Annotated in this window: 15 protein-coding genes, 1 tRNA gene and 1 rRNA gene; 7 read left to right on the top strand and 10 right to left on the bottom strand. The window is 26.9% G+C overall.

All coding sequences use genetic code 11. The features are described 5' to 3' along the window. Positions 1-149 precede the first annotated feature (149 nt). The 5 genes from mazG to Q1J48_RS06705 all read left to right on the top strand — a co-directional run bounded on the left by mazG (position 150) and on the right by Q1J48_RS06705 (position 2,651). Positions 150-908: a nucleoside triphosphate pyrophosphohydrolase gene (gene mazG, locus Q1J48_RS06725; RefSeq protein ID WP_300362125.1), complete on the top strand. Its 759-nt coding sequence runs from the start codon at positions 150-152 to the stop codon at positions 906-908. Between the two features lie 62 nt (positions 909-970). After that, a complete protein-coding gene (locus Q1J48_RS06720) occupies positions 971-1,264 on the top strand; it encodes an RNA-binding S4 domain-containing protein (protein ID WP_300328265.1) in 294 nt (97 codons plus the stop codon). Continuing rightward, the gene (ispE, locus tag Q1J48_RS06715; RefSeq protein WP_300362122.1) at positions 1,264-2,115 is read left to right on the top strand and encodes a 4-(cytidine 5'-diphospho)-2-C-methyl-D-erythritol kinase; all 852 of its coding nucleotides are present in this window, start codon (positions 1,264-1,266) and stop codon (positions 2,113-2,115) included. Before Q1J48_RS06720 ends, ispE begins: the two co-directional genes overlap by 1 nt. Before the next feature lie 36 nt (positions 2,116-2,151). After that, positions 2,152-2,457 (top strand): septation regulator SpoVG, encoded by a 306-nt coding sequence (gene spoVG / locus Q1J48_RS06710; RefSeq protein ID WP_300328261.1) that lies wholly within the window; start codon positions 2,152-2,154, stop codon positions 2,455-2,457. Positions 2,458-2,576: 119 nt separating this feature from the next. Next, positions 2,577-2,651, top strand: a tRNA-Gln gene (locus Q1J48_RS06705). A 103-nt stretch (positions 2,652-2,754) separates the two neighbouring features. Here Q1J48_RS06705 and folP read toward each other — a convergent pair. The 10 genes from folP to rpmH form a co-directional block, all read right to left on the bottom strand. Next, positions 2,755-3,579, bottom strand: a complete 825-nt coding sequence (gene folP / locus Q1J48_RS06700; RefSeq protein ID WP_300362119.1) for a dihydropteroate synthase — start codon at positions 3,577-3,579, stop codon at positions 2,755-2,757. 171 nt (positions 3,580-3,750) lie between these two features. Then, positions 3,751-4,569, bottom strand: coding sequence for a 2-amino-4-hydroxy-6-hydroxymethyldihydropteridine diphosphokinase (gene folK / locus Q1J48_RS06695; protein WP_300362117.1), 819 nt, complete (start codon positions 4,567-4,569; stop codon positions 3,751-3,753). A gap of 51 nt (positions 4,570-4,620) precedes the next feature. Beyond that, positions 4,621-5,181, bottom strand: coding sequence for a GTP cyclohydrolase I FolE (gene folE / locus Q1J48_RS06690; RefSeq protein WP_300362115.1), 561 nt, complete (start codon positions 5,179-5,181; stop codon positions 4,621-4,623). Positions 5,182-5,330: 149 nt separating this feature from the next. Further along, positions 5,331-7,190: a tRNA uridine-5-carboxymethylaminomethyl(34) synthesis enzyme MnmG gene (mnmG, locus tag Q1J48_RS06685; protein ID WP_300362112.1), complete on the bottom strand. Its 1,860-nt coding sequence runs from the start codon at positions 7,188-7,190 to the stop codon at positions 5,331-5,333. Between the two features lie 109 nt (positions 7,191-7,299). Next, entirely contained in the window at positions 7,300-8,667 is a 1,368-nt protein-coding gene (gene mnmE / locus Q1J48_RS06680) for a tRNA uridine-5-carboxymethylaminomethyl(34) synthesis GTPase MnmE (RefSeq protein WP_300362110.1), read from the bottom strand. A gap of 13 nt (positions 8,668-8,680) precedes the next feature. Next, the gene (locus Q1J48_RS06675) at positions 8,681-9,544 is read right to left on the bottom strand and encodes a Jag family protein (protein WP_300328243.1); all 864 of its coding nucleotides are present in this window, start codon (positions 9,542-9,544) and stop codon (positions 8,681-8,683) included. A 6-nt stretch (positions 9,545-9,550) separates the two neighbouring features. Continuing rightward, positions 9,551-10,156, bottom strand: coding sequence for a YidC/Oxa1 family membrane protein insertase (locus Q1J48_RS06670; protein ID WP_300328240.1), 606 nt, complete (start codon positions 10,154-10,156; stop codon positions 9,551-9,553). Next, positions 10,157-10,396 carry a membrane protein insertion efficiency factor YidD gene (yidD, locus tag Q1J48_RS06665; RefSeq protein WP_300328237.1) on the bottom strand — a complete coding sequence of 80 codons (240 nt, stop codon included), beginning with the start codon at positions 10,394-10,396 and terminating at the stop codon, positions 10,157-10,159. 7 nt (positions 10,397-10,403) lie between these two features. Continuing rightward, positions 10,404-10,745, bottom strand: a complete 342-nt coding sequence (gene rnpA, locus Q1J48_RS06660) for a ribonuclease P protein component (protein ID WP_300328234.1) — start codon at positions 10,743-10,745, stop codon at positions 10,404-10,406. A gap of 49 nt (positions 10,746-10,794) precedes the next feature. Next, entirely contained in the window at positions 10,795-10,935 is a 141-nt protein-coding gene (gene rpmH / locus Q1J48_RS06655; protein WP_300328231.1) for a 50S ribosomal protein L34, read from the bottom strand. Between the two features lie 827 nt (positions 10,936-11,762). Between rpmH and Q1J48_RS06650 the strand changes: the two genes are divergently transcribed. Both Q1J48_RS06650 and Q1J48_RS06645 read left to right on the top strand, forming a co-directional pair. Next, positions 11,763-13,592: a chromosomal replication initiator DnaA gene (locus Q1J48_RS06650; protein WP_300362107.1), complete on the top strand. Its 1,830-nt coding sequence runs from the start codon at positions 11,763-11,765 to the stop codon at positions 13,590-13,592. A gap of 550 nt (positions 13,593-14,142) precedes the next feature. Beyond that, positions 14,143-14,803, top strand: a 16S ribosomal RNA gene (locus Q1J48_RS06645); the annotation flags it as partial.

Raw genomic sequence — 14,803 nt, 5'->3', positions numbered from 1 at the left:
TTATGAAATTAGTTTTATTCCTGAAAAAGTTAATTTTGAAAAAATATTAAATTTAATAACAAGTGGAAAATGTAAATTGAAAACTAAAAATTCTATTCTTTATGAAAAAAATATTAAAAACTTTTTTAAAGAGTATGAGGAGGTAGAAATTGAAGGAATTTTATAAATTAGTAGAAACACTAAATATTTTACGTGGTGAAAATGGTTGTCCTTGGGATAGAAAACAAACTAGAGAAAGTTTAAAAACTCCTTTTTTAGAAGAAGTTTATGAGGCATTAGATGTTTGGGAAGAAGGTGGTGATGAACTTTGTGGAGAATTAGGTGATGTTCTTTTACACATCCTTTTCCAAGGAAAAATTGCCGAAGAAAAAGGGGAATTTACTATTGAAGATATTTCAAGAAAGATAAATGAAAAACTTATAAGAAGACATCCTCATATATTTTCTGATGAAAAAATTGAATCTGTGACTGATGTCCAAAAAAAATGGGAAGAGATTAAACTTTTAGAAAAAGAGCATAAAAATAGAAAATCTATTCTTGATGGAATCCCTAGCTCTTTCCCTAGTCTTTTAAAAGCTGAAAAGCTTCAAAAAAAAGCGGCTACTTGTGGTTTTGACTGGGATAATATAGATGATGTCTTAGACAAAGTAAATGAAGAGTTTTCAGAAGTAAAAGAAGCTGTTTCTGAAAATAATAAAGAACATATTGAGGAAGAGATTGGAGATCTTTTGTTTGCTATAACAAATTATGCTCGTCATTTAGGAATAAGCTCTTCTGAGGCTTTAAGAAAAACAAATGAAAAATTTGAAAGAAGATTTAGATATGTTGAAAATAATTGTGATATTTCTAACTCTTCCCTAGAAGAGATGGATACCCTTTGGAATGAAGCTAAAAAAAATGAAAAATAATAATAAAAAACTATTGACTTATATAAAAAATAAGGTATAACTAAAATATAGGAGTGTAAATAATGAGATTAGATAAATTTTTAAAAGTAAGTAGAATTATTAAAAGACGTCCAATTGCTAAAATTGTAGTAGATGGTGGAAAAGCTAAATTAAATGGAAAAATAGCTAAAGCTAGTACAGAAGTGAAAGTTGGAAATATTTTAGAGATAGAATATTATGATAGATATTTTAAATTTGAAATATTAGAAGTTCCTAATGGAAATGTAACAAAGGATAAAAGTAATGATCTTGTAAAAGTATTAGAAAGTTCTGGACTTAATATTGATCTTTCTGGTGAAGAGGAGATTTTAGGTTAATGACTATAATAAGTAATGCAAAAATAAATCTTGGGCTTAATATTTTAGAAAAACTTCCAAATGGATATCATTCATTAGATATGATAATGGTTCCTATCTCTTTAGCAGATAAGATGGATATTTCTTTTAATAAACATAAGGGGAATTTAAAAATTACTTCAAATATTGAAAGTATTCCCACAGATGAAAGAAATATTTTATATAAAATTTATAAAAAATTTTATGAAGCAACAAAGATAGAACCTGAAAGTATAGATATATATCTTGAAAAAAATATTCCCCACGAAGCTGGACTTGGTGGTGGAAGTTCAAATGGTGGTTTTTTCTTAAAAGAACTTAATAAATTTCATAACTTTATTTTAAATGAAGAGGAGTTGATTAAAGTTGGAAAATCCATTGGTGCAGATATTCCATTCTTTTTAAAAAATACTCCTTGTAGAGTTAAAGGAATTGGAGAAAAATTACAGGATATAAAAAATAATTTAGATTGTGATGTTATCCTTATTAAACCAGAGTTTGGAGTTTCTACTAAAGAGGCTTACGATATGTATAGCAAACTAGAAAATAAAAAATTTGCTGATATTGAAAAAATAATATCTGGTTTAGAGGAAAATGATCTTTCTAAAGTTTCTAATAATATAGAAAATATGTTGGAACAAAGTCTTTTAATAAGTGATGAGAATATTCAATCTTTTAGAAAAAAAATAGAAGATTTAAATATTAAATTTTTTATGTCAGGAAGTGGTAGTTGTTATTTTATACTTTCTGATAAAAAATCTACTGAGAGCTACTTAGAAATATTGAAACAAATGTTTAAAGATTGCAGAATTATAAAATGCAATTTCATATAAACTAAAACAATATTACAAAAGGATGGTGCTATTGAGATGAAAATTACAGATGTGAGACTTAGAACAGTTAAAAGTGAAGAGGAAACTAAATTGAAAGCTTATGCAGATATTACTCTTGAGGGATGCTTTGTTATTCATGGTTTAAAAATAATTGATGGACAAAAAGGAATGTTTGTAGCTATGCCTTCAAGAAAAATGCCTGATGGTGAATATAAAGATATAGCTCACCCAATTACATTAGATTTAAGAAAGGAGATAACTAATACTGTTATTTCTAAATATAATGAAATTTTAAAAGCTGAAGGTGAAACTCAAGTAGAACCAGCTCCAATAGAAGAATAATTAAAAACTATTTAGTCCTTGGTAACCAAGGACTTTTTTATTTTTTTAAATTTTTTTATTTTTTTCCTAAAAAAAAAATTGACAAATATAAATAAATGTGTTAAAATTATATGCGTTGTTGGGATGTCGCCAAGCGGTAAGGCAACGGACTTTGACTCCGTTATGCGTTGGTTCGAATCCAGCCATCCCAGCCATTTAAAAGTTTCTAAACTCTCTAAAAAATTTAGAGAGTTTTTTTTTCCCAAATTTAAAAACTAGTTATGAGAACATAACTAGTTTTATTTTTGTTTATAGACATTATTTTTTATCTCTCACTAACTTATCTGCCACTAATAGAGCTTTTTTATTTTCCAATACATCGTGAACTCTAACTATTTCTACACCTTTTTCTATTCCTAAAATACTTGTTGCAATTGTACCCTCACATCTTTCTTTTGGAGGTACTCCATTTAATAATGTTCCTATAAATCTTTTTCTTGAAGTTCCTAATAAAATAGGTGCTATATCTTTTAATTCATCTAATCTTTTTAAAACCTCTATATTCTCATCAAAACCTTTTCCAAAACCAATTCCTGGATCTATAAAAACTCTTTCACGAGAAATTTTATTATTGTCTATAAGACTAAAACTTTTATTAAAAAATTCTCTCATTGATAAAATAATATCTTTTTCATACTCTTTATCATCTTGATTATGCATCACAACAACTAAGCAATCATATTTAGAAATTAACTTTGCCATTTGACCCTCATCATATTGTAATCCCCAAACATCATTTACTATGTGAACTCCCAACTCCAATGCTTTTTCAGCTACTTCCCATCTATAAGTGTCTATTGAAATCAAAGCATCAACCTCTTTAGTTAATCTTCTTATAACTGGTATAACACGATTTATTTCTTCTTCAACTGATACCTCTTCATGACCTGGACGAGTTGACATCCCTCCAACATCAATAATATCAGCCCCATCTCTCACCATATCTTTAGCGTGCTGTATAGCTTTTTCCACATCTAAATAATCTCCACCATCTGAAAAAGAATCAGGAGTAATATTTAATATTCCCATTATTAATGTTTTTTTACCTATTTCTATACTTTTATCTCTTACCTTTAATATCATAATTTTAAATTTCTCCTTTCAAAATTTAAAATAAAAACACTTATAAATGAAAGCTTTTTATTATTTTTGTTTATATACATCAGAATTTTTTATATTTTCTTTTTATAAAATTTTAATTTCCTAACTTATTATTGTTTATAGACACAATCTATATTAAATATTTTATTATAGTTATTTATTTTCTAATAGATTCTTTAACTCCATAATAGATAATCTTTTCACTGGATGAATTATATAAGGAGCTATTTCAAATAAAGGTTCTAATACAAAAATTCTATCACACATATATGGATGCGGAACTACTAAATTTTCTTCATTTATAACTTCATCATCAAAAAGAATTATATCTAAATCAATTATTCTAGGTCCCCATTTAATAATTCTTTTTCTTCCCATTAAAATTTCTATTTCTAAAAGTTCTTTTAAAAGTTCTTGAGGTGTAAAAAGAGTTTTTATTTCTATACAACCATTTAAAAACATATCCTGATCTTTATAGCCATAAGGCTCTGTTTCTAAAATTGTACTTTCTTTTATCACAAAAGTATCCTTAAGATTTTTAATATTTTCTATTGCTTTTAAAAGATTTTCTTTTTTATTTCCCATATTAGATCCCAAAGATATATAGGCCTTATGCCATTTTCTTGTTATCTCAACTGCTACAAAATCAAAATGTTTTCTTATAGGTGCCCAAGGTTTTTTTATTTTTACTTTTACTTCCTTTACTAATGGATAGTTTAGTAATATCATATGTGCTATCTCTTCTGCACAAGTTTCTATCAAATCAAAAGATTGACTAAGAAATATTTTTTCTATGTCATCTGCTACCATTCCATAATGAGTTGACTTCTCTAGATTACCTGTTTTTCCTGCCTCTCTTGTAGAAGTCATCATCTCTACCGAAACTAAAAATTTTTGACCTAAAAATTTTTCCTCTTGAAAAACACCGTGAGTACCAATAAATTCTAAGTTCTCTATTATTATTTTATCCATATAATTCTCCTACAAAATACATAATTTTTATTTTATTATTGTTTATAGACATTAATCATTCAATTTTAAAAGTGCCATTACTTCTGCTCTTTTTTCTTGACTCTTTTCAAATATTCCCTTTGAGCTACTTGTTATTATTTTAGTTCCTGGCTTTCTTACACCTCTCATTGTCATACATAGATGCTCAGCCTCTATCACAACAAAAACCCCTAAAGGATTAAGCCCTTCAACTATTGCTCTTGCTATATCCTCTGTTAATCTTTCTTGTAATTGTGGTCTTTTTGAAAATGCTTCTATTGTTTTAACAATATCTCCAAAACCTATAATCTTTTTATTTGGAATATATGCAATAGAAATTTTTCCAAAAAATGGAAGAAAATGATGTTCACACATAGAGTAAAAATTAATATTTTTTTCAATAACAACATTGTTGTTGTCACATTCAAAAGTATTTTTAAAATAATCCATTGGATTTATATTGATTCCTGAGAAAAAATCTAAATAAAACTCCTCCATTCTTCTTGGGGTGTTTTCAAAGACTTCTTCATTTATATATTTTTTATCCTTATCAATTTCAGATAAAATATGACTGAAAGATTCTTTTATACTCATTTTTTATCTCCTATCTTTATTTTATAAGTTTAAAACATAATATTATAAAATAAATTCAATTATTTTTCAATATAAAAAGACTGCGAAAATATAAAATTTTCTACAGTCAATTCATTTAATTATTTTTTATTTTTGTTTATATACAATTTTTATCTCTTCGTTATATGACCTAAAAGAAGAGCAATATCATTTCCTGTCACTCCACTTATTCTACTCGCTTCACCTATTGATAGAGGTTTTACATCACAAAGACCAGCACGAGCTATGTTTGAAATACCATTTACACTCATAAAATCAAAATCTTTAGGAATCATTATTCCCTCTAGTCTTTTAAACTTTTCAATTTGATCTTTTTCTCTTTTTATAAAAATATCATACTTTGTCATTGTCTCTATTTGACTTCTTACAAACTCAGGATATTCTTCTATATTAATTCCTAATTCTAAAGCTAAATTGTCATAAGTTAACTCTTTAAATTTCAATAATTCATTAGCTGTTGTTCCCTTAGTAAGTTTTTTATCTGAACCATATTTTTCCAATATCTCATTAGCTTGTCTCATAGATACTTTTAACTCTTTTAGATACTCAACCTCTCTCAATACATCTTCCTTGGCTTTCTTTAACATCTCTATCTTCTCATCAGATAATATTCCTATCTCTATGGCCTTATCAAGAAGTCTCATAAATCCATTATCAAATCTTAAAGTAAGTCTGTATTCTGATCTTGAAGGTAAAGCTCTATATGGTTCTGGAGTTTTCTTATGAATTATATCATCTATTAATACACCTATATATCCTTCACTTCTATCTATTATTACTGGATCTTTTCCCATTGTTTTTCTAGCAGCATTTACCCCTGCTATAAACCCTTGAGCTGCTGCCTCTTCATAACCTGATGTACCATTTATTTGCCCAGCTGTAAATAAGCCTTCCACTATCTTATTTTCTAGACTTGGATACATTTGATATGCTGGTATATAGTCATACTCTACTGCATAACCATATCTCATTATTTTAGCATTTTCTAGCCCCGCTATTGTTTTTAAAATAGCGTCCTGAGCAAATGGAGGCATTGCTGTTGTCAATCCATTTATATATAGTTCATTTGATTCACTTGATTCAAGCTCTAAGAAAATCTGATGATTTTTTTTCTCAGGGAAATTTAAAACTTTTCTATCTATTGATGGGCAATGTCTTGGTCCATGTGTTTCTATTATTCCAGAAACAATTGGTGAATATTTTAAAAGTTCTTGTATTGTTTCTATCGTTTTTTCTGTTGTATGAGTTAGCCAAGTTGGAACTACATTATTCTCCTCTTTTTTAGTAAAAATTGAAAAATATCTTGGATGTTTCTCGCCAAAAAGTTCCTCTGTTTTTGAAAAATCAACTGTTTTCTTATCCACTCTTGGAGGAGTTGCAGTTTGATATCTCTCCATATGAATACCATTTTTTATAATACTATCAGATAATTTTTCAGCAGCTTTTTCTCCTTGTCTTCCACCTACATATTCAATATCACCTATTACTATTCTTCCTTTTAAAAAGGTTCCAGTTGCAAGTACCACTGCATTTGCATAATATTTAAGACCTAGAGAAGTTACTACTCCTTTTATCTTTTTATTTTCCACTATAAGTTCGTCAACGCTCTCTTGTAATGAGTCTAGGTTATCTGTTGACTCTATAAGATCCTTCATCTTTACTCTATAAAAATATTTATCTGCTTGTCCTCTTGTGATTCTAGCAGCAGGACCTTTACTTGTATTTAAATCTTTTAATTGAAGATTATATTTATCTATATGTCTTCCCATTTCTCCACCAAGTATATCCATCTCAGCAACAAGATTACTTTTTCCTGGACCACCTATGGAAGGATTACAAGACATCATTGAAATTGTATCAAGTGATAAAGTTATAAGTAAGGTTTTTCTTCCTAATCTAGCTGATGCAAGAGCAGCTTCTACTCCTCCGTGCCCTCCACCTACAACTATAACATCATATAAATTTTCCATTTAAAAACTCTCCTCTTCATTTTATTAATGTATATATACATTAATAATTAAGTATTTTAACACACTCCTTAAGATAAAAAATAAGGTTAACATAAGTTAACCTTAACTTTTATTTTCCAACACAGAAATTACTAAAGATATGATCTAATAAATCCTCACTAGATATCTCTCCAGTCACCTCTGATAAAGAATCTAATGCATCATTAAGATCTACTGCTATTAAATCCATTGGATAGCCCATATCTATTGTTTCAAATATATTCTCAATAGCTTTTTTAGTTTTTTCTAAAGCTGATTTATGTCTTATATTTGTGATTATAAGCTTTTCTGAACTATCTTCTATATTTTCAGAAATAATGAATTTATATATTTCATTTTCTAAGTTATCAATTCCAATATTTTCTAAAGCTGATATTTCTATCCACTTCTTTACTTTTGATAAATTTGATACATCCAATTTCTTTTCCATATCAATTTTATTAAGAATACCAATTACTTTCTCACCTTGTATATTATCATATATTTCTTTATCTTCATCTGATAATTCCCTTGATGAGTCCATTACAAATAATACTAAATCAGCTTCTTTTAATACTTTTTTAGATTTTTGAACTCCTATATTTTCAACTTCGTCACAAGTTTCTCTTATCCCAGCAGTATCTACCATTATTAAAGGAATTCCTTTAATATTTATTATTTCTTCTATGGTATCTCTTGTTGTTCCTGCTATACTTGTAACTATTGCTCTTTCTTCTCTAAGAATTGAATTAAGAAGACTTGATTTTCCTACATTTGGTTTCCCTACAATAGCAGTCTTAATTCCTTCTTTTATCATTTTACCTTTGTCATAAGATTCTACAAGTCTTGTTATAGTATCTTTTACATTATGAAGTTCTCCTATTAAATGATCAGGAATAGGTTCATCTACCCCTTCTTCTGGATAATCTAAAACTACATTTACATGAGCAGCTACATCTAAAAGAATTTTTTTCAAATAATGTATTTGTTCTTTTAAATCTCCTCTTAAATTATTTAATGATAGAGATATACTCTTTTCTGTTTTGCCATGAATAAGATCTATCACTGCTTCTGCCTGTGTTAAATCTAACCTTCCATTTAAAAAAGCTCTTCTTGTAAACTCACCAGTTTCAGCTATTTTAGCCCCATTCTTTAAAACAAGTTCCAATACTCTTTCTGTTATAAGATATCCCCCATGACAGTTTATTTCAACAATATCTTCTCTTGTATAAGTATTTGGTGCCTTCATAACTGATACTAAAACTTCATCTACTAAATTTTCTCCATCAAAGATATGTCCATAATTTATTGTATATGATTTAATATCTTTTATCTTCTTATTTGATTTTGGTTTAAATATCTTTTCTAAAATATTTAAAGATTCATCTCCTGATAATCTAACTATACCTATTCCACCTTCTCCACGAGGAGTAGATATAGCAGCGATGGTATCAAACATTGTACCTCACCTCTTATCTTTTTCTTTTTATTATTATATATCTTTTTGGATCTTTACCCTCACTATAAGTATCTAGCTCTGGATATTGATTTATGATTTCGTGAATTATTTTTCTTTCTCTAGGTGGCATTGGATTAAGTCTTATTACTTTTTTAGTTTTAATAGCTTTTATTGCCATTTTATTAGCCAATTCTATTAAAGTATCATTTCTTTTTTCTTTAAATCCTTCAACATCAACATCTATTCTTACATCTTTTATTAAAGAATTTAATAGATATTCAAAACTATTTAAAGTTTTTCCTTTTTTACCAATGATTATCCCTTTATCTTCACCAGAAATATTTATCACATAATTTTTTCCAATAGTTCCGCTAAATTCAACCTCTAAGTTTAATCCCATATTTTCAATTAAACCTTTAGCTATTTCTAATATTTTTTCAACTTTTGTTTGATCTACTTCAATATTTTCTATTCTTTTTTCTACTTCTCTACTTATTATTCCTATTTCCTGATTAACTTTTTCTTTTTTCTCTTCAGCCTTAGCTGGTTTTACCTGTTTAGTTTTTCTTTCGTTTCTTTCTTTTCTTAAATCTCTAGCAGTATGTCTTTCATCAATTGGTTCTATTTCAACCGCTGTTTCTGTTATTTTTATTTCTTCAATAACTTCTTCTTTTGCTTTTTCTTCTTTTTTTTCAACTATTTCTAAAGTATATTCTATTTCATAAGTTCCTTCCTTAGAAAATAACCCAAAAAAAGACTTACTTTTTACTTTTTCTGTAACGTTTATTATTTGTTCTTCTTTTATGTTTAAAACTCTAATAGCTCTTTGTTTTGCTTCCTCACAACTCATAGCTTTTACTTCAATATTTTCTGCCATAAAAAACTACTCTCCTCTTTTCATAATGAAATATTGTTGTATTACAGCTGTTAAACTTGATACTAACCAATATAATTGTAAACCTCCAGGTAATTTATAAGATATAAATACCATCATTATAGGGAACATATACATCATATTCTTCATTTGAGGATTATCAGATGTACCCATTATTTTTTGTTGAACAAAAGAAACAACACCATTTAATACTGGTAATATATAAAATTTATCTGGAGCTGCTAATGTGAACCATAAAAAAGATTCATCTGGAATAACTCCCTCTTTTCTTAAAACACCAAATAGTGCCCATAATATTGGTAATTGTATTAATATTGGTAAACATCCACCTGCTGGATTAACTTTATGTTCTTTATAAAGTTCCATTGTTTTTTGATTCATTGTTTGTGGATCTCCACTATACATCTTTTTAATCTCTTCTATTTTTGGTTGTAACTTCTTCATCTCTTTCATTGATTTATCTTGTTTCAACGTAAGAGGTAATAAAACAATCTTAATAAAAATAGTTAATAAAATTATTGCTATTCCATAGCTTCCTGTCATTCCATAAAATGTTACTAAAATCTTTTCAAATATACCATATAAAAAATTCATTTATTTATTTCTCTCCTTGTGATTTTTTAATTGAGGCACTGGGTCATATCCTCCTTGATTAAAAGGATGACATCTTAATATTCTTTTTATCCCTAAAAATCCCCCTCTTATTATACCATATTTTTCAATAGCTTCATAGGTATAAGCAGAACAACTAGGAATAAATATACAATTTTTACCTAAGAAAGGAGATATAAACTTTTGATATCCCCTAATTATAAGTAAAACTATTTTTTTCAAAATTAACTTAATCTTTAAACAGATTTGATTTTCTAAAAATTTTGTCAATATCTTTTTTCATCTCCTGGAACTTTAATTCTTTAAATTTTTCTCCAGCATTTTTCTTTCCAACAAAAATAAAATCATATCCCACTTTTATCTTTTCTTCTGTTTCTCTATAATATTCTCTAAATAGTCTTTTTATTCTATTTCTACAAACAGCATTTCCTATTTTTTTACTTGCTACAAATCCACATCTATTATATTCTAAATTATTTTTTAGAAAAAATATAAGAGAATAGTATCCATAACTTTTTTTTCCAAAATTATAAATTTTTTGAAATTCAGCATTCTTTTTTAAATTTTCCATAAATAGTCTCCATTATTTCAAAAAACCCGGTGATTTGCTACACCGGGTTCTATGCTGATAATTTTTTTCTTCCTCTAGCTCTTCTTCTTTTTAATACTTGTCTTCCACCTTTAGTTTTCATTCTAGCTCTAAATCCGTGGTCTTTTTTGTATTTTCTATTATTTGGTTGGTATGTATGGAATTTTGCCATTTCTAAAAATTCACCTCCTAAAAGTTTCTATATTACAGTATATTATTTTAAAAGAAAAAAGCAAATTTGTCAAGTATATTTATTATTTTTTTAAAAATTATTTATTTCTTTTTTTATAAAAAACAACAATTTTTTATAGTTGTTTTTTGTTTATATGTATTATGTATAATGTACAGATCAAATAGAAAAAAATATTAAAAAAAACTATTGGAAATAAATAACTAATTTTTTTATTTTATTAATGATAATATACACTTTTTTTTCATAGTATTTTCAAGTAATAAAAAATTAAAAAAATAAAAAAGATAGTATTTTCAATATGTTATAATAATATAAAAATATTAATGATTATATACATTTTTTTAAAGCTGAATTTTAAATAGGAAAAAAAATATAGTAATTTAAACTTATTGATTTTGAATAACTTAACTTTATATAAAAATATTAATGATTATATACAAATTCATTATTCCTTGATTTTATTGATTAAATAAATTATAAGAAAGAAATTTTAGTTGAAATTACTGAGATAGTTTAATTTTTTAATTATTATTGATTATATACAAAAAATAAAAATATAGAATCTTTGAATTAAAAGGGTTTTATAGAGGTTTTAAAATAAAAAAATCAAACCTTTTTTAAAGGATAGTTATTTATTTTATTGTGGTTATCAAAAATAATTTGTTAAATATTACTGTTTATAGACATATTTTTATAAAAAAAATAAAAAAAAACTTGTAATAAACTAATTTTAGTTTTATAATATGATTCCTAGGTAAATATTACTGAGTATATACATATTGAAATTCTTGATTGGAGAGGAATTTATGGATGAAAAAAACAAAGAATTTGAAGAGATTGTAGAAAGTTATAATATTACCTCATCTGGATCTTTAATTGAAGATATAAAGAAAATGGATATGAAAATAAAAAATCTTCCAGATATAGAGGTTAAAGAAGTTGTTATTCAAGGAGCAGGAAACTTTTTAAATTTACAAGGAAATATAATTAATATACCTGTTGAAATGATAGTTTTTCCTTTTTTTACTCCTCAAAAGCAAAATAAAAGAATAAACTTTCAATATTCTTTTGAAGATCTGGGTGTAACAATGTATTGTACTTTAGTAGCTAAAGACAATACTGATATGGTTTATCAGCCCTCTATGTTTGAAGAAAAAATATATAATTATCTTATTTGCATGTATGAAGGGAAAAAAGATTCTCCAACTGAAGAAGGGGAATATATAGAATTTGAAATATCAGACTTTATAGTTAATTTTTTAGGAAATAAAATGAATAGGGTATACTATACTAAAGTAGAGCAGGCTCTTAAAAATTTAAAAAGTACTGAATATCAATTTGTTGTTTCAAATCATACAAAATTTGGAAAATATAAGTTTGAAGATGAAGAGTTTAAATTATTAACTTATCAAAAATTAAAAAAAGGAAAAAAAGTTTTTTATAGAGTTTTACTTAATAAAAATATAAGGCAAAAAATAAAAGATAAAAGATATATAAAATATAATTCAAGAGCTTTAATGGAGATTATAACAAAAGATCCTATAGCTGGAAGAATTTACAAATATATCAGTAAAATAAGATATGATGAAACAGATGGAAGAATAAATTTAAGAACACTTGCTGCCATAATTCCACTTAGAATGGAACAAGAAACAGAAAGAAAAACAAAAACAGGAGAAACTAAAATATATATTTTAAATAGAGCAAAACAAGTTTTAAAAAGGGTTATAAAAGCTTTTGATGTTTTAGTGGAATTAGGATATGTGTTGGAATATTCTTATGAGGAAGAGAAAAAAGAAGATACATTTTATGTTAATTATACATTCAATCTAGAAAAAGATGGAGAATGTCACATTTCAACTTTTATAGAAGGAAATAAGCAAAAAAGTCTTATGAACAAAAATAAAAATATAAAAGTAGATAATAAATCTAAAGAAAATAAAGAGTTAGATGATATAGAAGAAGCTGAAATAATAGAGATAAAAGAACCGGTTAAAAAAGAAGTTTCTACTTCTAAGAAGAAAATTTCTCAAAAAACAAAATCCGATCCATATAAAGATTTACCTATGAGTTTAGTAGAGCTTATTCAAAAAGCTAAAAGAAATATATATGTTGTTAGAGCTTGGGATAAGAGAACAGATAATAAAATAAAGAAAATATTTAACGAAGATGGAGAAGAATTAGCAGGTGAAGTATTAAAGATACTTTATAAAAATCTTACCAAAAATATAAAAACAACATTAGTACAATATATAAATGGAGTTTTGAAAAATATAGATAGAGGAGAGTTCACAGAAAAACAAAACTTGACATTATTTAGTAATGAAGTAAAGGAAAAAACTATAATTAGTAAGAAAAAAATAAAGCAAGCAAGAAAAGGAATAAAGAAAACAATAACAGTAAATGATATAAAAGAATTAAAAGAAGATTTGGATATTCCAATGGATATAATAATGGAATTTGAAAAATTAGATGACTATGAAAAATTAAAAGTAGAAGAAGAAGCTATAAAACTTTGTTCTAATGATACAGGAACAGATGAAAAGTTTTTACTTTTGATGAAAGAAAGTTCTAAAATTATTTATTTAAATACTATAAAAAAATATATTGGACAAATATTAGAAAGAAATAATTAAATAAAAATATGATTATAAACAATAATAATTTAAAAATGATAGTTTTCTTTTGAGTAGTATTTAGACAATGACTTTTATTATGATATTTTTTGAAGATAAATAATAAGAGCATGTAATTTTAATAGTATTATAGTCTTTTTTTGCATAAATATTATGATGAAGATATTGTATAAAAAACAGAGCTAAGTAAAATATTTATTTAAATATTACTTAGCTTTTTTTATTTTATAAATTTTATTACATTATATAGTAGTAAAATAAAAAATAGAAAACAATATATTGTATATTATCAAAAATACAAAATATAATAAAAAAAGTTTGTAAAAAAAATCTAATAATACCAATGTAAAACAAAAAAAAATTAAAAAAATAAAAAAAACATATTGACTATTTTTGAAAAAAGTGATAAGATATCTCTTGTCCACGAGAGTGGATCTAAAAAAGGACATTAACAACAGAATAGATGAATATGACAAGCAAACAACCTTATTTGGTGTTTAAAAAATGGTAAGTGTAAATTAAATTGACCTAGTCAATAAAATATAAATTTTTAATGAAGAGTTTGATCCTGGCTCAGGATGAACGCTGACAGAATGCTTAACACATGCAAGTCTACTTGAATTCACTTCGGTGATAGTAAGGTGGCGGACGGGTGAGTAACACGTAAAGAACTTGCCTTACAGTCTGGGACAACTATTGGAAACGATAGCTAATACCGGATATTATGCGAGAGTCGCATGGCTCTTGTATGAAAGCTATATGCGCTGTAAGAGAGCTTTGCGTCCCATTAGCTAGTTGGTGAGGTAACGGCTCACCAAGGCCACGATGGGTAGCCGGCCTGAGAGGGTGAACGGCCACAAGGGGACTGAGACACGGCCCTTACTCCTACGGGAGGCAGCAGTGGTGAATAAGGCAACTCTAACTTCAGCATGGGATGGCGTCTTTTTTTCTTTATCAGGGAAAAGTCCCACAGAGGTGTCAGTCAGGACCTCAACATATGGCCACACAGATTGTGCCCTGTCCGGTGGTGCCAGGAGGATTGTGATCTGCACCACAGGTGCCTGCTGGGAGGAACAATTTGGCACCTTTTGCCCAGGTGGCGTTGTAAATGGCACCCCCTAGGGCTATGCAGTGCACAATCTGCACAACAGTACACAGAGGCTCTATTGGTAATCCCATTGGAAGGAAATTTGTTCCCTGTTGATGAGATT

It is taken from the genome of Fusobacterium sp. (assembly GCF_029258315.1).
GTDB lineage: Bacteria > Fusobacteriota > Fusobacteriia > Fusobacteriales > Fusobacteriaceae > Fusobacterium_B.
This window is presented reverse-complemented; position numbering and strand designations above follow the sequence as displayed.

What these genes read in the sequence shown, in the direction of transcription:
- rpmH (WP_300328231.1), bottom strand. Translation starts at nt 10,935, where the DNA reads ATGGCAAAATTCCATACATACCAACCAAATAATAGAAAATACAAAAAA.
- rnpA (WP_300328234.1), bottom strand. Translation starts at nt 10,745, where the DNA reads ATGGAAAATTTAAAAAAGAATGCTGAATTTCAAAAAATTTATAATTTT.
- Q1J48_RS06720 (WP_300328265.1), top strand. Translation starts at nt 971, where the DNA reads ATGAGATTAGATAAATTTTTAAAAGTAAGTAGAATTATTAAAAGACGT.
- Q1J48_RS06670 (WP_300328240.1), bottom strand. Translation starts at nt 10,156, where the DNA reads ATGAATTTTTTATATGGTATATTTGAAAAGATTTTAGTAACATTTTAT.
- folP (WP_300362119.1), bottom strand. Translation starts at nt 3,579, where the DNA reads ATGATATTAAAGGTAAGAGATAAAAGTATAGAAATAGGTAAAAAAACA.
- spoVG (WP_300328261.1), top strand. Translation starts at nt 2,152, where the DNA reads ATGAAAATTACAGATGTGAGACTTAGAACAGTTAAAAGTGAAGAGGAA.
- folK (WP_300362117.1), bottom strand. Translation starts at nt 4,569, where the DNA reads ATGGATAAAATAATAATAGAGAACTTAGAATTTATTGGTACTCACGGT.
- ispE (WP_300362122.1), top strand. Translation starts at nt 1,264, where the DNA reads ATGACTATAATAAGTAATGCAAAAATAAATCTTGGGCTTAATATTTTA.
- Q1J48_RS06650 (WP_300362107.1), top strand. Translation starts at nt 11,763, where the DNA reads ATGGATGAAAAAAACAAAGAATTTGAAGAGATTGTAGAAAGTTATAAT.
- mnmG (WP_300362112.1), bottom strand. Translation starts at nt 7,190, where the DNA reads ATGGAAAATTTATATGATGTTATAGTTGTAGGTGGAGGGCACGGAGGA.
- mnmE (WP_300362110.1), bottom strand. Translation starts at nt 8,667, where the DNA reads ATGTTTGATACCATCGCTGCTATATCTACTCCTCGTGGAGAAGGTGGA.
- Q1J48_RS06675 (WP_300328243.1), bottom strand. Translation starts at nt 9,544, where the DNA reads ATGGCAGAAAATATTGAAGTAAAAGCTATGAGTTGTGAGGAAGCAAAA.
- folE (WP_300362115.1), bottom strand. Translation starts at nt 5,181, where the DNA reads ATGAGTATAAAAGAATCTTTCAGTCATATTTTATCTGAAATTGATAAG.